The organism is Natrinema pallidum DSM 3751 (genome assembly GCF_000337615.1).
In the GTDB taxonomy this organism is placed as follows: Archaea; Halobacteriota; Halobacteria; order Halobacteriales; family Natrialbaceae; genus Natrinema; species Natrinema pallidum.
Genome location: NZ_AOII01000066.1, coordinates 30,210 through 51,778, shown reverse-complemented (window position 1 = coordinate 51,778; position 21,569 = coordinate 30,210). Strand labels below are relative to the sequence as shown.

The window sequence follows — 21,569 nt, the reverse complement described above, 5'->3', positions numbered from 1 at the left end:
ACGGCCGCGAAACCCGCTCCTACTTTTATGTCTCTCCTGGCGACAGTCCGAACTACCGTGTCTGCCCTTCCGAACTGGATCGATGAGCGGATCGACCGGAACCTCGACAATACCCTGACCCAACGGCACGTCGTCGAGACGATGTTCGAGTCCGAGCGGCCGTTCTTCTCGATTCGACAGTTGCAAGCGCTCGTCAAGCCAGACATCAGCAAGGCGACCGTTCGAAACCGCCTCCACGAACTCCAGGAGATCGATGTCGTCGCCACCGAGACGTATCCGGAGTCGGTGACGCTGTACTACATCGATTACCCGGCATCGGATTGGCCCCTGTCGCCGGAGGGGAAACGGGCGCTCGTGACCGACTCCCCGCTGGATCGGCTCTCCACGCGGGATTTTCTCACGATGCGGGATACGGCCGGCATCCGAACACTCGTCCTTGCCGGGTTTCAGCTGACCCTCGTGGCGTTCGCGCTCGGCGGCGGACTGACCGTCGTCGGCGCGGACATCGGCACGGAGAGCGATATCGTCCTTTGGGGGACGGCATTCGACCTGTTCGGGATCAGTCTCCTGTTGTTGCTCACCGAACGGGGGGCACGCTGGCTGCGGTCGCGGAACGTCCCGCCGAACGCGCTCTCGCGCGACTGAATCGACGAACTGACCGACCGGCGATATCGATCGGGACACGGGACCGGGTCCACACCCGCCGCTCGCGCCTCGAGCGCGATCGGTATCCGCTTCGATCCGGTCCATTCGGCGGACGGCCCACACCCGCCAGACCCATCGCTATCCCGGCAGTCAGCGGTCCCGTTTCGGTCCGAACTGCACCCTCACAGCGGCGACGCTTCCGGTCGAGGGGTGATTCGGCTCGAACGCCTGACTAGCCGTTTCACGGCTGCTAATGGGCGGTTCGTGGCCGCGAAATTCGTGCCCGGGTTTACCTATCCGTGATCGTTTGAGACGATTGCAATGTTCGGACTCCGAAATCGGTCCCCCCGACAATGCGAGAGCGAATCATCGACGACGACCACCGCCGTGAGCCGGCGGCGCGTCCTCCAGGGCGTTGCGGGTATGACAGTGCTGACCACTGCCGGCTGCCTGGGTGAGACGCTTACCGCCGACGACTCGAGCAGCGGCGACGGCGAGTCGACGAGCGCCGACGGCGGCACGGACGGCGACGAATCGACGGCGCTTGAGGATGAACTGCGGCCGCTCATCGACGACTATCTCGATGCGGCCGCCGCCGAAGACACCGAGACGATCGCGACGCTCACCCACGGCTCGAGTCCGCTTCATCCGGCGGGCTGGGAAGACACGGGCTGGGAGTTCCAGGGCGACGCCTACGATGACATCGACGGCTACGAGATCGAACGCGTGATCGAAACCGCCGCCGTCGAGGACGTCTCCGACCTGGCGACCGCCGACTTCTGGTTCGAGGACGACGAACTCGCGACGGCGGTCGGATCGAACGATATCGCGATCGTCGAGGTTGCGTCCAACGACCTCGCGGCCGAAGAACTCGATGTGTGGGTGTTCGTCACGGAAGACGAGGCGTGGAAGGTATTCCTGATCGGGACCGAAGACGAGACGCCGGAGGACCCGACGGAGGCGTTCGAAGAGCCCATCGAGGACGCGGAGAACGATGTCGTCGCGGGGATCGACTGGGAGTTCGATCAGGACAACCTCGGCGAAGAGACGGAGTGGGCACGGGTCCACCTCACTGACTCGCCGGGTGTCGACGCCGATACCGTTCGCATCGAATCGACGATTGCCGGCACGGAGATCGAGTTCTACAACGACGAAAACGGTGACCTCTCGTCGACCTGGGCGGGCGCAAGCGGCACCGTCGAACTGAACCCGGACGGCGACCAGATCGTCGTGACCGCGATCGACGGAGACGACGAGCGGATCGTGCACCGCCAACACTACGAGCCCTGAGAGCGGTCGCTTCGACCGACGACACCCCTCGCCATTCTAGCTCTTTTCCGGGTTCGAGTCGTCACCACCCGCGCTGTCGGCGACCTCCTCGGTTTCGTCCTCGGCGGACGACTGCACATCGGCCATGTCGACCCTCGTGTCGACCTGCTCCTCGTCGATGACCCGCTCGAGGGTCTCTTTCTCGGTGACTGCGCCCAGTCCCGTCTCCGCGACCGCGGACCGGATCTCGCTGGCGTCGATCGCTGAATCGACGGTCCGATCGTTCGTCGACGACTCGAGCGCCCGTCGGACGATCAGGTACCCGACCAGCGCCGCGCCGCCAGAGGCGACCGCGCCCGGAATCCCGTATCGTTTGTAGCCGAAGGTGACCGCCTTCTTGCCGACCGTGTAGGCACCGATCATACACGACTAGTCGGCCGGAACGGAGAAGAACGCGCGGCTTTCGTACGGAAGCGAGGCGCGGACGGCCGGACGCGTCTCGGATCGCTCTCGTCGCCGATCCCGCGTACTGCCAGCCGTCGGCGCGTCGACGAGTCGCCGCGAGCCGGTCGGCGAATCGCGACACTGACTTACAGCCGGCGGGATAACTCGAGATATGGTTTCCCTGCAGGTGATCGCCGTCGCCGTCGTCGGGTTCGCGGTCGTCCTCGGCTGTGCCGCCGCCGTCTACAGGGACGCGACCCGGCTCGAAATCTCGCGGCCGGGGCTGTGGGCGGGGCTCGTGGCCGTCACCTGTGGCGGTGGCCTGGCCACGTATCTGGGTCCGCCGGACGTGCCGATCCCCGGGCTGCTCGTGATGGTGATCGCGGGCCCGGCGCTGTACCTCTTCGAACGCGACGATGCGAGACACGGCGACGAACCCGCCGATCCCCACGCGCTGCCGGACGGTCCCGGCGGCGACGGCGCGACCGAACGCCGAAACGAGGAGTAAGTGGCCCGGACACCACTGGCCTTTTGCCCGCGCCCGCCCAACGACAGGCATCATGAGCGACTCCGCGAATCCCGGGGCCGACGGAACGAGCGGCGACGCTACCGCCGAGGGCGACGGCGGCGGCCCGGCACAGGTCTCGAGCCCGGAGTATCACAGCGAGAACCACACGGCCGCCCAGACCTGCGGCTGGACGGCAAACGCCCTGCGTGGCGAGGGGAAGTGTTACAAGAACATCTTCTACGGGATCGAATCCCACCGTTGCATCCAAATGACGCCGGTCGTTCGGTGCAACGAACGCTGTGTCTTCTGCTGGCGCGACCACCAGGGCCACTCCTACGAGATGGACGACGTCGCGTGGGACGACCCCGAGGCGGTCGTCGACGCCTCGATCGACCTCCAGAAGAAGTTGCTCTCGGGCTTTGGCGGCAACGAGGAGGTGCCACGCGAGGTGTTCGAGCAGGCGATGGAGCCCCGTCACGTCGCCATCTCGCTGGACGGTGAGCCGACGCTGTATCCCTATCTCCCCGAGCTCATCGAGGCCTTCCATGACCGCGACATCACCACTTTCCTCGTCTCGAACGGGACCCGCCCCGAGATGCTCCGGGACTGTAACCCGACGCAACTCTACGTCAGCGTCGACGCCCCCGAACGCCACACCTTCGATCAGGTCGTCGGCGCGATGGAGGACGACGCCTGGGAGAATCTCCTCGAGACGATGCACGTCCTCGCGGAGAAAGACGACACCCGAACCGTCCTCCGGACGACGCTCGTCAACGGTGAGAACATGCACAACCCCGACTGGTACGCCGGCTTCTACCAGCAGGCCGACCCCGACTTCATCGAACTGAAAGCGTACATGCACGTCGGCCACTCGCGGGGTCGACTCGACCGATCCGCGATGCCCGAGCACGAGGCAGTCGTCGCGTTCGCCGAGGACGTTCGGGAACACATGCCCGGATTCGACGAAGTGATGGGCGTGCCGGCCTCCCGCGTGGCCCTCATCTCGAAGACCAACGACACGTGGGTGCCGAAACTACAGAAAGGCAGCGAGTTCTGGGAGCGCGACCCGATCACGGGCGACTGAGCCGAACGACCCGTTCCGTGATGGCCGCACCGCCGTCGCCCGGCCGCGGCGAGAACATTTACGTGCCGAACGACGGAACGTTCACAGGTGTCCCTGCGATCGTTTATCGACGATATCGGAACTCCCGACCGGACGATCGCCGTCATCAGCGACGACACGACGGGACCCCTCGAGCGAATGCTCGCCGAGACGTTCGCGGAGCAACCGGTCGGCGTCGAATCGAACGTGACGATCCCGGCGGCTTCCGATATCGGTCCTGAGATCGAACGCGCGCTCGAGACGGCGGGCGATACGGCCGTGCTCTTCGAGGGCGGGCAGCCGGTCGCCGCCTCGCCGATGCTCGAACTGTACGATTCGATCCTCGCGATCAACTCCGATCTGTTCGTGACCGGCGCGCGCGGCGTCGGCGAGATCGAACTGCCGGCGGTCCTCGCGAACCTTGACGAGATGCGACTCCGGCTCTGTGGCTACCCGCTCTCGGACAAGGAGAAACTCCTGCTGATCATCGTCTCCCGGTACATCGAACAGCGCGCCTGGGCGACCGGTCGCGGCACGATTCGCTCGGCGTTCCAGCGCCTCTCGCGTATCGGCGACGAGATCGGCACGCGGGATGTCTACGCGAAACTCGCCGCGACCGGTGTCGAGACGCACGTCTACGGGGTCGACGACGGCGCGACGGTCGATCTCGACGTAGTCCCCCACACCGGCTCGGGAAGCGAGTATCGGGACGCCTGGTTCGTCGTCTATGACCCGGCCGGGACGGGGGCGACCGCCGCTGCCGAGTCGGCAAGCGGTCCCGTCGCGCTCGTGTGCCTTGAGACGGAACCGCGGACCTGGGACGGGTTCTGGACGTACGACCCGGAGCGGGTCGCGGCGATCGACGCGTACATCGCTCGAGAACTCTAGAGGTCGAGTCGCGAACTGCGGACGACGCCCCTGATCGTCACGCGGAGTTTTTTGCTGATGGCCGCCAGCGTGACGCCGTAGACCGCCGCGCCCAGTGCGACGACCGCGAGGAGGTGATACCAGTGATCGATGGCAACAGCGCGCTCGACGGGGACGATCACGGCGACCATCACGAGGCCGGCGGCGAACTGTTCGCCCAGCGTCCGCGGGAACAGGACGACCGTCGAGAGTTCTCGTTTGACGACGGCGGCCGAGAGGGTGTAGCGGAGCGTTTCCGCGACGGCCGTCGCGACGACGACGCCGATCGCGCCGTAGGCGAGCGTCAGTGCGACGCCGAGGATCACGTTGATCGCGAGCGTCACGGCCGAAATTCGCGTGTTGCTGTCCGGGCGATCGATCCCATAGAGCACGCTCGTGAGCACGCCGGCCTGAGTTTTGGCGACCTGATAGGCCGCGAGGCCGACGAGCAGCGTCGCAGCCGCGCCGTACTCGGGCCCGAAAAGCGTCACCACGAGTTGCTTCGGCATGGCGACGGCACCGAAGAACATCGGGATCGCGATGATGCTGGTAAACGAGAGCGTATTCGAGATGTCGGGGCCGAGCGGCTCGCCCTCGCTGTGGCGGTGGCTCACGCGGGCCATCAGCCCGCTCGAGGCGGCCATCGTCACGAACGTCGCCGGAACCGTGAGTTTGAGCGCGACCTCGTAGTGGCCGGCGGCGGCCGGTGCGAGCAGGTAGCCGAGCAGGATGATGTCGAACCGATCGTAGGCCTGTCCGAGAAACGAGTTCGGAACGCTGTATCTAGCGTACGACCAGAGGTTCCCGACCGTCTCTCGAGTCGGTGCGACCGGCCGCGTCCGGATGAAACACCAGAGAACCGGAACCGTCAGGAACGTCGCGGCGGCGAGTCCGTACGCCATTCCCGCCGCGCCGAACCCGAGCACGATCAGGCCCAACTGGAGCGGGAAGGTGAGCACCGACCGGAGCGTGTCGGTCCACATCGAGGCCCCGACGCGCCCGCGGGCCTGAACGATCAGATCGAGCGGCTCGAAGAGTGTGACCGCGAACAGCAAGACGACGAACAGGATCGGCGCGTCGGGGAGCCCCGTGTAGGAGACGAGCCAACTCGAGGCGACGACCGCGACGCCGACGGCCAGCGCCATCCACACCAGGGTGAACAGGCCCAGACTGCCGAGCAGTTCCCCCGACGGCGCGTCGGCCTCCGAGTACCGCTTTTTCACCGCTGTGCCCCACCCGTTGACCGCCCGATCGGCGAGTTTCACGAGCGAAAACAGGAGATAATAGCCGCCGAACCCGGTCGGACCGAGCACCCGCGCGAAGACGATCGTGCCGAGGAACCCGATCGCGGCCATCGTGAACTTCGCCGCCGTTGCCTTGACGGTCTCGCCCCCGAGGCTGACCGACGTCGCGTCACTCATCGCTACCGGTGCGTCGGTTGCCGTCGCTCGTTCGATCGCCCGACGACGGTCGGCGGGAGCCGTCGCCGACCCGGTCGCTCGCACGCATCGGACCCAGGGTCACAGATACCCCAGCTCCTCGAGTTGGGATTCGAGACCGGAGAGATCGGCCTCGGAGAGCCCCTCCCGGCGCTCGAGGCCGGCGACCTGCCGATCGAGTGCCGCCTCGAGCGCCGCCGGATCGCAGTCGCCGATCGTCCGGGATTCGGTCAGATCCTCGAAGTAGTAACAGTCGGTCGTCGCAAGCCCGTGACGTTCGGTGTCGACCCGCGCGACCGCATAGCCGTCGGCCTCGAGCGAGAGCCGCCGTCGCCTGGAAATGCCGTGAAACTCCGAGAGCGCGTTCGACCGGAGTTCCAGCGCGGGCGGGTCGCTCGAGAGCAGCGGCCGAAGCGAGTTGCCCCGGCGGTGGTCGGAGTCGATGTCCGCGAGATCGAGCAGCGTCGCGTAGACATCGAGATGGGTCACGAGGGCGTCCCGCGTCGCTCGCGTCCCGCTCGCGTCGGGCGTCCGGTGGCCCGCGTACGAACCGGGTGCGGAGACGACGAGCGGGACCCGTATCACGGGTGGATAGAGTCCGCTGCCGTGTTCCCACGCGCCGTACTCACCGAGGGCTTCACCGTGGTCGGCGAGCGTGACGACGTAGTCGAACTCCGCAGCGAGTTCCCCGTAGATGGCCCGGTATATGTCCGAGAGGTATCGGACGGCGTCGTCGTACGCGGTCGTGATTCGCTCCGGTTCGTACGGCGGCTCCTCGAGCGTGGCCTTCACGCCGTCGAAGTGTGGCGGGTCCGCGTCCGGATCAGTGTGGTACTCGTCGGGCGGGTCGTACGGCCGGTGGGCTTCCATAAGGTTCGTAAACAGGAACTCCCGATCGCGGTCCCACGAGCGGTCGCGAACGTACTCGAGCAGTTCTGTCGCGCCGTCGTCGCGATGGCGTCCCTTGAGCCCCATGTCCCGGAGCTTCATCAGGGCACCCTGCTTCAGCGATTGCGTCGTATCGCAGTCGCCGTCGACGCAGCGCCAGAGCGCCCGGAGGTACCGGTCGGGGCCGTCGGACTGGTGCTCGGCGATGAACGCGTCCCAGTCGAAGACGTTCTCGCCGAGCCCGCGGAGCCGCCAGCCGCCGTCGAACTCGTCGAACCCGTGGTGCCAGCCCAGCCGTTCGGAGATGTTGACGTTACAGCTGAACGCGCGCGTCCGATAGCCGCGGTCGCGGAGGAGTTCGGGGAGGCGCGTCGTGTGTTGATCGAAATCCTGTGAATTGATCGTCACGCCAGCCTCGCTCGCGTAGCGGCCGGTGAACAGCGACGCGTGGGCCGGGGCCGTCCAGTGGCTCGTGCTCCATGCGTTCGTGAACTGCACGCCCGGCAGCCAGTCGAAGTGCTCGTCGAATGCATCCGCCCGGAGCGTGTCGAGCACGACGAGGGCGATGGATGGCTCGTCTCCCATGGTCGCGTGTCCGCTCATCCTACCAGCCCTCCGCCGAAGAACCTGTCCCCGGCACTGACCGACCGCGGAACGGTCGCTGCCGGTCCGCTGTGCATCGCGCTCATCACGCTCACAGGACCGTCGCGATCGCCTCTTCGAGCGCCGCGACCTGCGCGTCCGTCTCGCGCTCGAGGGCGTCCATATCGAACCGGACCGGCTCGCTCGTGACGTCGCCGTCGATCGGCACCCGATCGAACAGGTTCGCTCGCGGCGTGTCGAAGTAGAACTGCGCCCGGTTGCCGTAGGTCAGGGCCGGGAGGCAGGCGTGGATCCGGTCCGACCGCACCACGTCCGCGTTGGCGTAGAGAAAGAGGTAATCGGTCACGAGATCCGAGACGAAGGCGTTTTGCGTCTCGAACAGCGGCGTCTCGAGGCCGACCAGTTCCCGTGCCCGCTCGCCGACCGGGAAGTGATACGGTTCGTCGAACGGCGCGTGATCCGGCCGAATGATCGTCGCTGCGCTCTCGATGTCGGGCTCTGCCCGTTTGTCAAATGTATGAACATCGAACGGCTGATTCGCCTCGGGCGGCTGGTACCGATCGGCCAAAAAGAGCGAACAATCGATGCCGTCGTATCGGTACTCGACGAGATCGCCGTACGCCTCGTAAGCGGTTCGGTCCCGCGTGAGCAGGACCTCGATGTCGAGCGCGTCGAAGACGGCCGCGACGTCCTTCCGTTCGGCCTCGTCGTATTCCTCGCCGCCTCCACCGACGATGACGATGGGAATGTCCCGCTCCCGGAGCCGACTCAGCGTATCGAAGTACTTCCGGAACGTCGGTCGGGAGAGCACACAACCCGGGAGAACGGCCAGATCGGCGTCGAGCAGTTCGCTGATGTTCACTGCGTTGTGCCGAAGCCGATGGGTCGGCGACTCGTAGTCGGACCCCCCATACCCCGCCATCCGCTCGAGTTTTCGGGTGCCCCGCCACAGCGCCGCGGTGTCCGCCGCGTGGTTGGGATAGCCGCCCGTTTCGACGATCTCCGCGTCGGGAACCGCCCGCTCGAGCATCGCCTTCGCCCCGTAGTCGATGAACCCGTTCCCGATGTTCGTCGTCCACGTCCGCAAAAGCAGGATTCGCATTGCGCTCCTCTCCACCGGAATCGGGCATAATTATGCGGGGGCTACACCCCCGAAACGCCCAGTTCGGCGTCGGAGCCCCGGCTACTCGTTCGGGTACCGAGAACGGGGCTGGCGGTCCTTCGATCGGAAAGACGCCACCGAGGGGGCCAGTGCGGCCGACGCGGACGTGGTCGTTCGGCATGGGGAAGACCGGACGCGAATACCAAGCCTTAATCGTGGCCAGCAGAGAGGAACAGACAGCGGGATGGGATAGCCAGGAGATTCCGGCGGGCTCATAACCCGCAGACCGGTAGTTCAAATCTACCTCCCGCTATGTTTTAGCCGAACGCAGCAAGGAACGGAGTGACGAGTGGTGTGGCCGTCGACAATCGTTCGGAGCGGAGTCGAAACGCGACGCGTCGCAGTCCACTATCGTGGCAGCAGAGAACGACCACACCCTCCCCAGCCGATTCGCTCCCTGCGGTCGCTCATCCCTCGCGCAGTGGTGTCGACCGCCCTCGCTCGCACTCGGACGGTCGACAGCGCGCGCCGCCGCATATCGATCAATCGGAGCGATACATCGCCTACTGAGACGGGGCGCGTAGATTCCTCGGGGCTAGTCCGAACGGGTCCACGAGACTACTGACTGCCGGTGTCGATCGATTCGGTGTACGATCAGTCGAGATAGCCGAGTTCGCGCAGGCGGTCGGTTGGCATGTCGATCCCCTGGTCGCGGCCGGGCATCCCGTCCGCCACGGCGTTCATCAGGTCCCAGGCGCGCTGGAGCGGCCGACCGTCGTCGACGCCCGGCCAGTTGTGGACGACCGCGTCGTCGGCGTCGAACATCGATTCCCGATCCGTCTCGCCGATGCGCTCGCGCGTGCCGGTCCGCGACCGAACGAGTTTGCCGAGCGTCCCCCGAGTCGACTCGTCGAGGCGACCGGTGACCGTCGACGCGAGATCGAGGGCGGGGTTCGCCCACTCGCTGGTACCGCCGCCGGTGATCCCGTGTTCGGCCGGCTCGAGCCCGGTCGCGACGGTCGCCCAGACTTCGGGCGTGTACGGAACCGCCTGCGTGTTCGCGAACGTCTCGATCTCGCCGCCCGACTCGAGGCGAACGGCGTCGAGGTCGAAGTGGTCGACCAACCCGGCATCGAGCGCGTCGAGCGCGAGGACGACGACCGTCATGCGTATCCCAGGTCCTCCAGATCCTCTTGCAGCGCGTCTTCCTTGACGACGTAGGCGGGATCGAACCGCTCGAGTTCTCGCTCGAGGGCGGGGTCCGCCACCCGCTCGCCGTCCTCGAGTCGAGACGTTCCGTCATCCGTCGCGATGTGGGCGGCGGTCATGGCGGCCTTTCGGTCCCCGTAGGCGGCGAAGGCGACCTCGCGATCGAGCGTGCCGACGCCGTGTTCGGTCCCCGTCAGGATCGTCGGGACGTCGACCAGCGAGACGACGGCTCCGAGGTCGGGGGCGTTCCGCGTGCCGAACGGGACGTTCAGCAGTTCGGGTCGCATTTCGCCGGGGTGGCCCCACAGCCCGTCCTCGCCGAGCAGTTCGCCGTGGTCGCCACAGAAGACGATGCGCGTCTCGTCGGGAACCGCATCCCACAGCCGCTCGAGCGCCGCGTCGAGTTCGGCGACCTCCCGACGGTAGAGGTCCCGTACGAGGGCTTCGTCCGCCTCGGAGCCGCGCCCGGAGAGGACGCGGCGGGTGACTCGCTGGGCTCGCGCCCGGTCGATCGTCGCGCCGTCGGGATCGTACGGGTGGTGCGGTTCCATGAGGTGCAGCCAGCCGAACCACTCCTCGTAGCCGTCGATCTCGGTCAGGAACTGGTCGATGACGGCATCCGCGGGACGGAACGACTTCGTCGTCTCGGCGACGTAGCTGCGGAGCTGCTGGTACCGGTTGTAGCCCCAACTGGCGAGCTTGTAGGGCAACGAGCCCCGCTCGAGCAGGATCGCACCCTTGTCCTTCAGCGACTCGCCGCCGCCTTTCGGCGACGTGAACGAGTCGAAGCCGGCCGCGTAGCCGTACGCCGCGGACAGCAGGTGGTTCGTCGTGATCCCGACGCAGTGAGCGTCGAACTCGTGGGCGACGCTCGCCGTCGACTCGAGGCCGTTGCCGGCCGGGTATTCTCCGCCGATAATCGCCGGGAAGCTGCCGGGCGTCGCGGTGCTCGTGGCGAAGGCGGCGTCGTGGGTGTCATCCAGAGCGGCCAGGGTTCGGGGCATGTACTGGACGTGATCGGTTCTGAGCGAGTCGACCGTGACTAGTAAGGTTGTCTCCGTCATGGGTATGGGTTCGTGTGCACCGTCGGCAGCGGACTCGTGTTCGTGGGTGGCCGCGATCCGCTCGTACTCATAGGTAGCCCAGATCCTCCAGTCGCGCGCGACTCGCCGCGTCGACCGTCTCGCCGATCGCCGCCTCGTCGCGTTCGGCGGCGGTCACCCAGTCGCCGAAGGCGGCCTCGAAGCACCCGTCCGGGACCGACTCGCCGGGGAGTCCGGCCTGCTTCGACGGCGGCCCGGAGACGTCGTACACCGCCTCGGTGCCGAGCTGGTCGCGGTAGTACTTCCGGTCACCTCGGTAGACGACCCGCTGGCCCCGGTCCCAGTAGGATTCGTCGCCGCCCTCCGGGATGCCGGAGCCCGAGCCGACGATCTCGGCGCGAGCGCGCTCGCGCTCGAAGGCGAACGGATCGAACGGCTCCTCGCTCGCAAGCGCTCGGATCACGCTCCCGAGGTCGGCGTGGGAACTGAGCCCGTCGACGTCGACCGGAACAGTGCCGTCGTCGACCGCGACCTCGAGGGGACGATCACCGGTCGTGATGACGTCGCACGGGACGTGCAACAGCCCTTCGGAGAGGCTGCTCATGTGATTCATGAGGGTGCCGTCCGATTCGTAGCCGAGGTTCTCGCCGTGGTCGGCCGTCACGATCAGGATCGATTCGCGATCGTCGCTACTCTCGAGGGCACTCACGAGGTCGGCGACGACTCGATCGAGGTAGTCGACCGTCGCCGCGTACAGCCGGCGAACGCGTTCGACCGCCGCACCGAACTCGCCGAGGCCGTCCGCGGCGTTGACGTCCGAATCGCGGAACGAACTCGAGTGGAAATCGGCGGGGACGCCGTGAATCGAGTCGTCCAACCCGCGAAACGGCGTATGCGGGCCATGGGCATCCATGAAGTTGGCGAACGCGAGTACCGGTCCGTCGGGTTCGGTGACCGCCCGCTCGAGGGTTCGGGCGATCGCGCGGCCGCCGAAGTCGGTCGGTTTCTCGATCGGTAGCTTCCGGCTCAGGTCGTCGAGTTTGAGGAGGACGCCGTTGCACAGCGACCGCAGCGGGTGGTCGTGTGCGAGGGCCTGGCGGACGAAGGCGGCGTAGGCCGCCACGCCGTCGGTCGACCGATCGGCGATATGGCGCTGGACGTCCATCCCCGCGGGGAGTCTCCGACTCGGCGAAATCGGGATCGTGCGATCGAAAAAGCGATCGAACCCGAAGACGGGGCTGGCGTAGATGTTCGACGAGACACAGACCGACTCGTATCCCTGCCGTTCGAGGGTCGCGATCCAGGTGTCCGCGGCGTCGATCGGGTCGAACCGGCGCTGGTGGGCGTGGACGCCCGTCTCCGACGGGGCCGACCCCGTCAGGAGGCCGGCGTGACTCGGGACGCTCCAGCCGGCGAGCGCCCGCATACCCTCGAACCGGACGGTCGCCATCTCCCGGAGGCGAGCGGCGTACCGGTCGTAGACGTCCTTCCTGACAGTGTCCAGACAGAGGACAACGACGTTCGGACGGGGGGGTCCGTTCATGTGACGTTTCGGAGTGCGGCGCTGAAGCGCTTCCGCTGGTTCGATTCGGTCAGGTCAGTGACGAGGTTTCGCTGGTCGCTCGCGACGGAGCGTCGCTCCGCGGGCGACAGGTCGGCGAACGCCACTAGCCCGTCGAACAGGCCCGCCTCGGTCGGCGGGACGACCTGTCGAGCCGGCAGCAGTTCCCGGACCCCGGTCGCCTCGGTGACGATCGTCGGCGTTCCCGAGAGGAGCCCCTCGAGCGCGGCGACGGGAAACGCGTCGCCCCGCGAGGACTGAACGTAGACGCTCGCGCGGTCGAACCAGTCGGCGAACGCGTCCGGATCGACGAAGCCGGGCGTGACGACGCGGGGCAGTGCCGCGTACGGCTGCTCGTCGTGGCCCTCCCCAAGGACGACCAGTCGAACGTCGGCCTCGATACTCCCGGCGACCCGCCCGACGGCTCGAGCCAGCCGATCGTAGCCGTTCGCGGGTTTGGCCTCGCCAGCCGAGAGAACGGTAAACGGGTCCGCGGGCGAACGCGGGGAGAGCGCGGCGAGCCGTTCGTACTTCGCGTCGCCGATCGGTGGTCGGACGTACGCGACCGGAACGTCGCCGATGTACGGTCTCGCCCAGCGGGAGGCGTCGCGGCCGACCGCGATCATGCCGTCGAGCAGCCGGTTCGTGAGCGGTCTGAGGCCGCGCCAGAGGTGTCGCGTCGGCCGTTCGGCGAGCGTATAGAAGGTCTCGTCCGCGGCGAGGTAGACGAGGGTCGTCCCCGGATGGCGCAGTTTGTAGGCGAGTCCCGTCTGGAGCGGTGCGCTCCCCTCCGCGATGATCGTCCCGTAGGTGGGCAACGTTCCGGCGGTTCGAAGCCGGTCGAGAGTCCGGTTGGTGTTGCCGCCCGGTTCGGGCGGTCGAGTGCCGGTTTCGAAGTGGCGGCGATCGGCGTTCACGGCGTCGGCGAAGACCCGGTGGGCCGGGTGTGCGTCGCTGTTCTGATAGAGCAGGCACCGGTCGCTCGTCGCCGCTCGCCGCGGACGCGATGTCTCGGTCGGTGCTCGAGTCGTCGAGTCACCGTCCCGATCGGGTGCGGTCGTCCTCGTGCTCACGGATCGAGCACCTCCTCGGTACGCCACCGATCGGGTCCGTGAGCGTCGTCCGCGCGGTCCGAGTCCGAGGGAGCGTCGGCGGCCGCCGTCTCGGCGACGACCTCGCGAAGTCCCGCCGCGAAGCGGTCGTACTCGTAGCGCCGGGCCGCCGCGCGGATCTCGTCGGCGTCGAAGTCGTCGGGATCGAACCGTCGGATCGTCTCGCGGATGGACGCGACCGTCGGCTCGAAGCACAGCCCGGTTCGTCCCTCCCGGACTTGATACCGCGTGAACCCCTCGTCGACGCCGAGCAGCGGCTTGCCGGCCATCATGGCCTCGGCCCCGACGAGGCCGAAATCCTCCTGTTTCGGCGCGTAGACGACCGCGGTCGCTCGTGCGACGAGCGACTCGATGTCCTCGACGTAGCCCCGGACCTCGATGTTGTCGTAGTTCTCGGCGACCGTCTCGAGTCGGTCGCGCTGTTCGCCGTCGCCGGCGATCACGAGGCGTTCGTCGAGCCCCGCAAACGCCGTCGCGATCAGATCGATCCGCTTCTCGGGGGCGAGCCGGGACCAGGTAACGAAGTAGCCGTCGTCGCCCTCGTTGCGCCAGTCGCCGGTGACTGGCGGGTAGACCACCGCAGCATCGCGGTCGTAGAACCGCCGGATGCGGTCACGGACCAGTTCGCTGTTCGCGACGAACTGATCGACGTAGTCGTTGGCCTCCTTGTCCAGCGCGCGCCATGCCTTCGCGTACGCCTTGAGACCNCCATCAGAGATGTGTATAAGAGACAGGTAATGGACGATCCGCTGGCCCACGTCGGGGACGTAGTACTTCGACAGCGGCGCGCTCTCGAGGACCACGTCGTACTCCGTGAGGGCCGGGTGAGCGTCGGTCAGATCAAGCGCCACGTGCAGCGTCTCGAGGGGGTTCATGCCCTCGTTTTTCCACTCGAGGAGGGGTCGCCACGGGAGCGACGTGTACTTGGATTGCTGGAACGGAATGACTTCGATATCGGGGGGCAGTTCCGTCTCCGCGGCGACGTAGGTCGTGTAGATCGGGGCGTCGAGCACTCTGGCGGCCTCGATGGCGAACTCCTCGCCGCCGCCGATGCCGGGGAAGCGGTCGTGGAGGATCGCCACGTCGGTCACTGTAACACCTCCCGGAGTTCCCGATCGGGCGACCAGGTGCCGTCGTGGGTTTCCTCGTCGCCGGTGGCGTGGGCGCGGAGGAGCGAGACGCTCGCCCGAAACAGCGATATTTGGCTGTCGAACAGCGCGTACAGCGGTTGGGCCGGGCCGAGCGCGTCACGAGAACCGAGCGCCGTGAACGCGATGACGCCGGCGGGCGTCACCAGTCCGAGCGGGCCGAGGACGGCCAGCGACCCGATCGTCGCCACGCCGAGTCCGGCCGCGACGAGCCACGGCGAGACGATCATAAACCACCAGTTGAAGGGGAGGACGACGCGGCCGTAGGCCCCGTGTCGGCCGAGCGCGTCGCGCTGCCGCCACAGGAGTCGGAGTAGCCCCATCGCGCGCCGGTCCTTCTGTTCGCGGCGCTTGCCGAACTCGGAGTGGGCGGCTTCCTTGTAGCGGATGGCCGGATCGAAGACGACGCGGCCCCCGTTGCGCCGGATTTTGAGGGCGAGTTCGCTGTCGTCGGCGATCGAGTCCTCGTCGATCGGAACGATCGCGTCGCGCTCGAACGCCGAGAACGGCCCGTGGAAGATCAGCGTCGAGTCGATATGCGACTCCAAGACCTGAATCATCGTCTGAATGTCGCGATACCCGCGCTCGACGTCGCTGTCTCCGATGACAGCCGCATTGCGCCCCGTCACCGCCGCGACGGACGGGTCGGCCAGGTTCGCGGCAGCCTTGCGGAGGGCGTCCGCTGCGATCCGGGAGTCGCAGTCGGTCTTGACGACGACGTCGTTCGCCGCGGCGGCGTAGGCCTCGTTCAGCGCGGGTGCTAACCCCCGCCGCTCGTCCTCGCGGATGAGCGTCAGCGTCGGGTCCCGGCGGCCGGCGAAGAAGGTCTCGACCAGATCGGCCGTCCCGTCGTCGCTCGAGTCGACGACGACGATCTCGACTCGATCCATCGGATAGTCGAGTTCGACGAGTTCCTCGAGTTTCGACTCGACGATCGCCGCCTCGTTGTACGTCGGCAGAACGATGCTCACCGAGGGTTCTCGGGGCCAGGTCTCGGCGGGCGTTCCCGATGGCCGCCGGAGATAGTAGACGCCGAGGTAGATCAGATACGGCAAACCGGTCAGCGCGACGACCCCGAACAGGGCCTCGAGGAGACGCTTCATGCGAGTACGCCTCAACGCTCAACGGTCCACCGCAAAGCCCGTCGGCTTGCATTGTGCAGGGTGAAGCGATCGGGACTGTCATCGATCGGGACACGTCCGTCGCTTGGGGGGACACTCCTCGAGCCCGCGACCGGTGACCGCCGGGCGGAATCCATAGAATCGGTGGCCTTTTGCCCCACGGCTCGACACCTTCGAGTACGCGATAAACGCTTGTGAACTGCGTCACAGTTTCGTGACGCATGCCACTTTCGATATGCTTTTACCGGCTTAGGGAATACGCACGTGTATGTCTGTGATAGCCGAGTCCGCCATCGGGCACGACGAACTCGCCGTGCTCAAACTCCTCGCGCTCGAGGGTGGACTCGAGGGCGATGTCAAGATTTCCTGTTCTCACCTCGCGGACCGCCTCGACGCGTCGAACCAGACCGCTTCGCGACGACTCCAGCGCCTGGAGAGTGCCGACCTGCTCGAACGTGATACGGTCAACGACGGCCAGTGGGTCGCCGTCACGGAGACCGGCGAGCGAACCCTCCACGCCGAGTACGAGGATTACCGTCGTCTCTTCGAGACCGATTCGCACGTCGCGCTCGAGGGCACCGTCACCAGCGGCATGGGTGAAGGTCGCCACTACATCTCCCTGCCCGGCTACAAGCGGCAGTTCGAGGACCGACTCGGCTACGAACCGTTCCCCGGCACGCTGAACGTCGATCTCCGCGAGGACAGCGTCCGCCGACGCAGCGCCATGGCCTCGCTCGAGCCCGTCCCCATCGACGGCTGGGAATCCGACGACCGGACCTACGGCCCCGCCGTCTGTTATCCCGCGACGATCAAGACGACCGAGGGCGAGATCTACGAGAACGCCTACACCATCGCCCCCGAACGCACCCACCACGACGACGATCAACTCGAGGTCATCGCCCCCGACAAGCTCCGCGAGGAACTCTCCCTCGAGGACGACGACCACGTCACCGTCTCGGTGGGTGATCGGGAATGACGGGCCACCACGCCGGGCCACAGTCGAACGCCGACGGCACCACGGCGGGCTCGAACGCGAGTGCGAACCCGTCGGGACACTCGTTCGAACACGCCCTCGAGTCGCTGCGCGCGGGCGAACCGATCCTCGTCCACGACGCGGCCGACCGCGAGGGTGAGACGGACCTGATCTACCACGCCGACGCCGTGTCGCCCGCGGCCGTCGCCCGACTGCGCAACGACGCCGGCGGCCTGGTCTGCGTCGCGCTCGGCCACGATGTGGCGGAGGCGTTCGACCTGCCGTTCTACTCGGACGCGATCGACCACCCCGCGACGGCCGACCACGAACTCGGCTACGACGACCGCTCGTCGTTCTCGCTGACGGTCAACCACCGGGACACCTACACCGGGATCACCGACGCCGATCGCTCGACGACGATCCAGGCGCTGGGCGAGGCCGCCGCCGCGCCCGGCGCGATCGACTTCACCGACGAGTTCCGGGTCCCCGGCCACGTGCACCTGCTCAAAGCCGCACCCGACCTGCTCGCCCAGCGCGAGGGCCACACCGAACTCGGACTGGCGCTTGCGGGTGCAGCCGACCTCTCGCCGGCCGTCGTCGTCTGCGAGATGCTCGACGATCAAACCGGCGAGGCACTGACCCCCGCCGACGCCCGTGCCTACGCGGATCGCCACGGTTTCACCTATCTCGAGGGGAGCGACGTTCTCGACCGCTGTCAGTAACACTCGGCCGCTCGCGACCGATTACGAGCGACGTGCTCCCCGATTCTCGAGGCGGCAACCGACGTGTCCCTGTCGCAACTGGCGAGCGGAACCGCGAACACTTAGTACGGTGGCTTGTAACAATCCCGATTATGGGATTCGACGAGATGGATGTCGATACGATTTGGATGGACGGCGAGTACGTCGACTGGGACGACGCACAGATTCACGTGCTCACGCACGGCCTCCACTACGGGTCGGGCGTCTTCGAAGGCGTGCGCTGCTATGACACCGAAAACGGGCCGGCGCTGTTCCGCTGGGAGGACCACCTCGACCGGCTCTACGAGTCCGCGAAACCGTACGATATGGAGATCGAGTTCACGAAAGCGGACCTCACCGCGGCGACGAAAGAACTCATCTCGCGCCAGGAACTACCGTCCTGTTACGTTCGACCGATCGCCTACTACGGCTACAACTCCCTCGGCGTCAGTCCCTCGGACTGTCCCACCCGGACCGCCATCGCCGCGTGGCCGTGGGGTGCCTACCTCGGCGAGGACGCACTGGAAAACGGCATCGACGTGATGATCTCCTCGTGGCGGAAACACGCCTCGAGCCAGATTCCGACGAACGCCAAGACCACCGGCCTCTACGTCAACAGCATGCTCGCGGGCGAGGAGGCTCGCCGAAACGGCTACGCGGAAGCGATCGTTCTCAACAAGGAGGGCAACGTCGCCGAAGGTCCCGGCGAGAACGTCTTCCTCGTGCGCGACGACGAGATTTTCACGCCCGGGCTCTCGGAGTCGATCCTCGACGGCATCACCCGCGACTCCGTCATTCGGATCGCGGAGGAACTCGGCTACACCGTCCACGACGACGTTTCCATCTCGCGTGGCGAACTCAACACCGCCGACGAACTGTTCTTTACCGGCTCCGCCGCCGAAGTCACGCCGATCCGGAAGGTCGACAACGTCGTTATCGGGAACGGCTCCCGCGGACCCGTCACCGAAGCGATCCAACAGCGGTTCTTCGACATCGTCGAGGGGGCTCCCGAGGAGTACGACGAGTGGTTCGAGTACGTCGAGATGTGAGAAGTCGGTCCGTAGACCGCACCTGATCGGCCGCGAAATACGGTCTTCCCGCTTGCTTTTCCGGTCTTCGGGAGCGGAATCGTCGTCGCCGGGACCCCGCTCGAGCGCCGCGACGGCATGGCCGCCGTCACGGATCGCAGCGTGACATGTCGTTCTTACTCGTCGCCGCGATTCGACTGGCCGGCCCCGTCCCCACCGTCGGTTCTGGCCTCATCGACCACATCGATGGAGATACCGGCGTCCATCCCGCGATGATTAGCGTCCCCGAAGCCGGCGCTGAGGACGCGCGTCAGCGCGTCCTCGACGTCCTCGTCGAGTTCGGTGATCCGATCGGGTTCGACTTCGATGACGTAGCCGGTCGTGATGTTCGGCGAGGTCGGTAAGAAAAGCACCACGCGGCCGTCGTCTGCCACCTTGCCGGTCTTGAACGCCGTCATTCGAAGCCCGTCCCAGGTCTCGAGTTTGACCGGTTCCTGCAGCGATTCCTGCTCTCCGAAGGCCGTCTCCGCGGCCATCTTCGACGCGTTGTAAACGACCCGAACCACGGGCACGCGGTTCGCGACGTTGTCGACGAGCCGTTCCATGAGCCCCCCGACGGTCGTCCGCATGAGATAGCCGACGGAGAACGTCAGAATGATGAACACCGTCAGGGCGACGACCACGCGGAGGAACTGTGCGACCTGCTTGCGGGTTTGGGGCGCGTTCTCGAGCAGGCCGAACTCTTTGAGTGCGGTCTGCTCGAGAATGAGCCCGGGCGTGATGCCGGCGACGAGCCCGTAGAGCCAGTAGACCGCGTAGAGCGTAATGAGGATCGGGACCAGGACGATCAATCCGCTCGCGAAATCCCGTTTCCACGAAGCCATGTCCCGAAACTCACACTACTGGCTAATGAGCGCTTCCCTTTGTCATATCCCGCTCGTGGAGCAGGTCGTCGACGGCCAGCGGGTGCGCCCGTCGCGAAGCTCACCGTCCGCCGCCGCGATCGGTGTCGATCGAGTTCGAGACGCGGGCAAGACCAAATTTCAAGCCCGGTCACTGCGAACCGAGCCGTATGAGTCTCGAACAGGAACGGGAAGACGGCGCGGCCGATCCGCTGGACCCGTTTCGGCAGTTCCTCGCGCTCGAGCGGGATGTCCTCGTCCTCTCGGCGGCGATGTTCGCGTTCAGCCTCGGCTTTCAGATGACCAATCGATATATGGCCGAATACATGTCGGCACTGGGTGCGTCGGCGGTCGTCATCGGCCTGTTCGGCTCGTTCGGCAACGTCATCAGCGCCGTCTACCCCTATCCGGGCGGGGCGATTTCGGACCGGATCGGATCGCGGTACGCCCTGACCGCGTTCGGCTGCTGCTCGACGGTGGGGTTCGGAATCTGGCTGATTGCGCCCGCGTTCGCCGACATCTCGGTCGGTCCGACATCGCTGGCGATCGTCACGATCTTCCTTGGCATGCTCCTCGCGCAGGCCTGGAAGTCATTCGGACTCGGCGCGACGTTCGCCATCGTCAAGCAAGCAGTGCCGCCCTCGCAACTGGCCGCCGGCTTCGCGAGCACCGAGACGCTCCGCCGGATGGCGTTTCTCGTCGGGCCCCTGTTCGCCGCGGCGCTGTTCTATCCGTTCGGCTCGAGCGACGGCGAGATCGTCACTGCCTTTCAGCTGATCCTGCTCATCGCGGTTGTCGTCGGCGCGCTCGGCACGGTCGTCCAGCACCTCCTCTACCGGCCCGACGACGATATCGGCACGGAGTTCGGCGGCGTCTCCCAACTGCTCGCTGATCTCCGCTCGATGCCGGCCGAACTCCGGCCGCTGCTGGTCGGCGATACGCTCGTGCGTTTCGCTAACGGAATGGTCTACGTCTTCTTCGTCATCGTCGTGACTCGAGTCCTCGAGGTGGGGCTTACCCTGTCTCTGCCGACGGTCGGCACCGTGACCCTTTCGCCGCAGTCGTACTTCGGACTCCTGCTGGGCATCGAAATGCTCGTCGCCCTCCTGACGATGCTGCCGGCTGCCAAGGCCGCCGAACGGATCGGTCTCAAGCCCGTCGTCGCGCTCGGGTTCGCCGTCTACGCGATCTTCCCGATCATGTTGATCAACGCGCCCGACGACGCGGCCGTCCTCGCGGGACTGTTCGCCTTCTCGGGGCTGCGGTTCGCCGGGTTGCCGGCGCACAAGGCGTTGATCGTCGGTCCCGCCGAGCTGGGGGCCGGCGGCCGGGTAACCGGAGCGTACTACCTCCTGCGGAACCTGATCGTCATTCCGAGCGCCGCGCTCGGTGGGTTGCTGTGGAGTGGCGTCCCGAATCCGGTGACCGGCGGCGAACTGTTCGCCGGCGATCCGACGGTCGCGTTCGGCATCGCGACCGCAATCGGGCTTGTCGGCACCGCCTACTTCCTGGTGTTCGGGACGGAGTTCGAGGCGTACCGATAGTCGCTTACGATCGGTCGGCTGGCAGTCACCACTCGATGGCGAAGGAGCCGAACGCGGCGAGTCCGACGACGCTCACGATCGTCGCCGCACCCGCAGCGATCAGTCCGGCGACGCTCCTGGAGAGCCCGACCACCAGCAACAGCTCCGTGCCGCCGCTCACCAGGACCACGACGCCGAGCGCCGGCACTACGAGTGCGACCGCGAGGAGGAGTCGGCCGAGCAACGCGGTGGCGATCCGCTCGAGAAGCGCTCGCAACACGGATGTCCGTCAGGCCGCTCGGA

21 protein-coding genes and 1 tRNA gene are annotated in these 21,569 nt (G+C 66.6%); 10 read left to right on the top strand and 12 right to left on the bottom strand.

Annotated features, from left to right (window positions below; all coding sequences use genetic code 11):
• Positions 1-57 precede the first annotated feature (57 nt).
• Together C487_RS09820 and C487_RS09815 are read left to right on the top strand one after the other, a co-directional pair.
• Entirely contained in the window at positions 58-645 is a 588-nt protein-coding gene (locus C487_RS09820) for a helix-turn-helix domain-containing protein (RefSeq protein ID WP_006185590.1), read from the top strand.
• A gap of 387 nt (positions 646-1,032) precedes the next feature.
• Positions 1,033-1,935: a hypothetical protein gene (locus tag C487_RS09815; protein ID WP_241431079.1), complete on the top strand. Its 903-nt coding sequence runs from the start codon at positions 1,033-1,035 to the stop codon at positions 1,933-1,935.
• 36 nt (positions 1,936-1,971) lie between these two features.
• Here C487_RS09815 and C487_RS09810 read toward each other — a convergent pair whose 3' ends face one another.
• Positions 1,972-2,337 carry a hypothetical protein gene (locus C487_RS09810; RefSeq protein WP_006185588.1) on the bottom strand — a complete coding sequence of 122 codons (366 nt, stop codon included), beginning with the start codon at positions 2,335-2,337 and terminating at the stop codon, positions 1,972-1,974.
• 193 nt (positions 2,338-2,530) lie between these two features.
• Here C487_RS09810 and C487_RS09805 point away from each other — a divergent pair, with 193 nt between their 5' ends.
• From C487_RS09805 to C487_RS09795, 3 genes are all read left to right on the top strand, one after another.
• The gene (locus tag C487_RS09805; RefSeq protein WP_006185587.1) at positions 2,531-2,866 is read left to right on the top strand and encodes a hypothetical protein; all 336 of its coding nucleotides are present in this window, start codon (positions 2,531-2,533) and stop codon (positions 2,864-2,866) included.
• A gap of 52 nt (positions 2,867-2,918) precedes the next feature.
• Positions 2,919-3,950 carry a 4-demethylwyosine synthase TYW1 gene (gene twy1 / locus C487_RS09800; protein WP_006185586.1) on the top strand — a complete coding sequence of 344 codons (1,032 nt, stop codon included), beginning with the start codon at positions 2,919-2,921 and terminating at the stop codon, positions 3,948-3,950.
• An 87-nt stretch (positions 3,951-4,037) separates the two neighbouring features.
• Positions 4,038-4,856: a hypothetical protein gene (locus tag C487_RS09795; RefSeq protein ID WP_006185585.1), complete on the top strand. Its 819-nt coding sequence runs from the start codon at positions 4,038-4,040 to the stop codon at positions 4,854-4,856.
• Here C487_RS09795 and C487_RS09790 read toward each other — a convergent pair.
• From C487_RS09790 to C487_RS09780, 3 genes are all read right to left on the bottom strand, one after another.
• Positions 4,853-6,295 (bottom strand): oligosaccharide flippase family protein, encoded by a 1,443-nt coding sequence (locus tag C487_RS09790; RefSeq protein WP_049908074.1) that lies wholly within the window; start codon positions 6,293-6,295, stop codon positions 4,853-4,855. The genes C487_RS09795 and C487_RS09790 overlap by 4 nt on opposite strands.
• Positions 6,296-6,394: 99 nt before the next feature.
• Positions 6,395-7,804, bottom strand: coding sequence for a sulfatase-like hydrolase/transferase (locus C487_RS09785; RefSeq protein WP_006185583.1), 1,410 nt, complete (start codon positions 7,802-7,804; stop codon positions 6,395-6,397).
• Positions 7,805-7,895: 91 nt separating this feature from the next.
• Positions 7,896-8,906 carry a glycosyltransferase family protein gene (locus tag C487_RS09780; protein WP_006185582.1) on the bottom strand — a complete coding sequence of 337 codons (1,011 nt, stop codon included), beginning with the start codon at positions 8,904-8,906 and terminating at the stop codon, positions 7,896-7,898.
• Positions 8,907-9,144: 238 nt separating this feature from the next.
• On the opposite strand from C487_RS09780, the gene C487_RS09775 reads away from it, so the two are divergent.
• A tRNA-Met gene (locus C487_RS09775) sits at positions 9,145-9,219 on the top strand.
• A gap of 341 nt (positions 9,220-9,560) precedes the next feature.
• Here C487_RS09775 and C487_RS09770 read toward each other — a convergent pair.
• The 6 genes from C487_RS09770 to C487_RS09745 all read right to left on the bottom strand — a co-directional run bounded on the left by C487_RS09770 (position 9,561) and on the right by C487_RS09745 (position 16,082).
• A complete protein-coding gene (locus tag C487_RS09770; protein ID WP_006185581.1) occupies positions 9,561-10,073 on the bottom strand; it encodes a hypothetical protein in 513 nt (170 codons plus the stop codon).
• A complete protein-coding gene (locus C487_RS09765; protein WP_006185580.1) occupies positions 10,070-11,179 on the bottom strand; it encodes a sulfatase-like hydrolase/transferase in 1,110 nt (369 codons plus the stop codon). Before C487_RS09765 ends, C487_RS09770 begins: the two co-directional genes overlap by 4 nt.
• Before the next feature lie 67 nt (positions 11,180-11,246).
• Positions 11,247-12,701, bottom strand: a complete 1,455-nt coding sequence (locus C487_RS09760; protein ID WP_006185579.1) for a sulfatase-like hydrolase/transferase — start codon at positions 12,699-12,701, stop codon at positions 11,247-11,249.
• A complete protein-coding gene (locus C487_RS09755; RefSeq protein ID WP_006185578.1) occupies positions 12,698-13,792 on the bottom strand; it encodes a glycosyltransferase in 1,095 nt (364 codons plus the stop codon). Before C487_RS09755 ends, C487_RS09760 begins: the two co-directional genes overlap by 4 nt.
• On the bottom strand, positions 13,789-14,922 hold the full coding sequence (locus tag C487_RS09750; protein WP_006185577.1) for a glycosyltransferase: 1,134 nt from the start codon (positions 14,920-14,922) through the stop codon (positions 13,789-13,791). The genes C487_RS09755 and C487_RS09750 overlap by 4 nt, the downstream gene beginning before the upstream one ends.
• The gene (locus C487_RS09745) at positions 14,919-16,082 is read right to left on the bottom strand and encodes a glycosyltransferase (protein ID WP_006185576.1); all 1,164 of its coding nucleotides are present in this window, start codon (positions 16,080-16,082) and stop codon (positions 14,919-14,921) included. The genes C487_RS09750 and C487_RS09745 overlap by 4 nt, the downstream gene beginning before the upstream one ends.
• A 286-nt stretch (positions 16,083-16,368) precedes the next feature.
• On the opposite strand from C487_RS09745, the gene C487_RS09740 reads away from it, so the two are divergent.
• From C487_RS09740 to C487_RS09730, 3 genes are all read left to right on the top strand, one after another.
• Positions 16,369-17,076: a DUF120 domain-containing protein gene (locus C487_RS09740; RefSeq protein ID WP_006185575.1), complete on the top strand. Its 708-nt coding sequence runs from the start codon at positions 16,369-16,371 to the stop codon at positions 17,074-17,076.
• Positions 17,073-17,795, top strand: coding sequence for a 3,4-dihydroxy-2-butanone-4-phosphate synthase (gene ribB, locus C487_RS09735; RefSeq protein WP_006185574.1), 723 nt, complete (start codon positions 17,073-17,075; stop codon positions 17,793-17,795). Before C487_RS09740 ends, ribB begins: the two co-directional genes overlap by 4 nt.
• A gap of 131 nt (positions 17,796-17,926) precedes the next feature.
• Positions 17,927-18,862, top strand: a complete 936-nt coding sequence (locus tag C487_RS09730; protein ID WP_006185573.1) for a branched-chain amino acid transaminase — start codon at positions 17,927-17,929, stop codon at positions 18,860-18,862.
• Between the two features lie 155 nt (positions 18,863-19,017).
• Here C487_RS09730 and C487_RS09725 read toward each other — a convergent pair whose 3' ends face one another.
• Positions 19,018-19,725: a DUF502 domain-containing protein gene (locus C487_RS09725; protein WP_006185572.1), complete on the bottom strand. Its 708-nt coding sequence runs from the start codon at positions 19,723-19,725 to the stop codon at positions 19,018-19,020.
• A gap of 188 nt (positions 19,726-19,913) precedes the next feature.
• Here C487_RS09725 and C487_RS09720 point away from each other — a divergent pair, with 188 nt between their 5' ends.
• The gene (locus C487_RS09720; protein WP_006185571.1) at positions 19,914-21,287 is read left to right on the top strand and encodes an MFS transporter; all 1,374 of its coding nucleotides are present in this window, start codon (positions 19,914-19,916) and stop codon (positions 21,285-21,287) included.
• Positions 21,288-21,312: 25 nt separating this feature from the next.
• Here the strand turns inward: C487_RS09720 and C487_RS09715 are convergent, their stop codons facing one another.
• Entirely contained in the window at positions 21,313-21,546 is a 234-nt protein-coding gene (locus C487_RS09715; protein ID WP_049908071.1) for a hypothetical protein, read from the bottom strand.
• Positions 21,547-21,569: the final 23 nt, after the last annotated feature.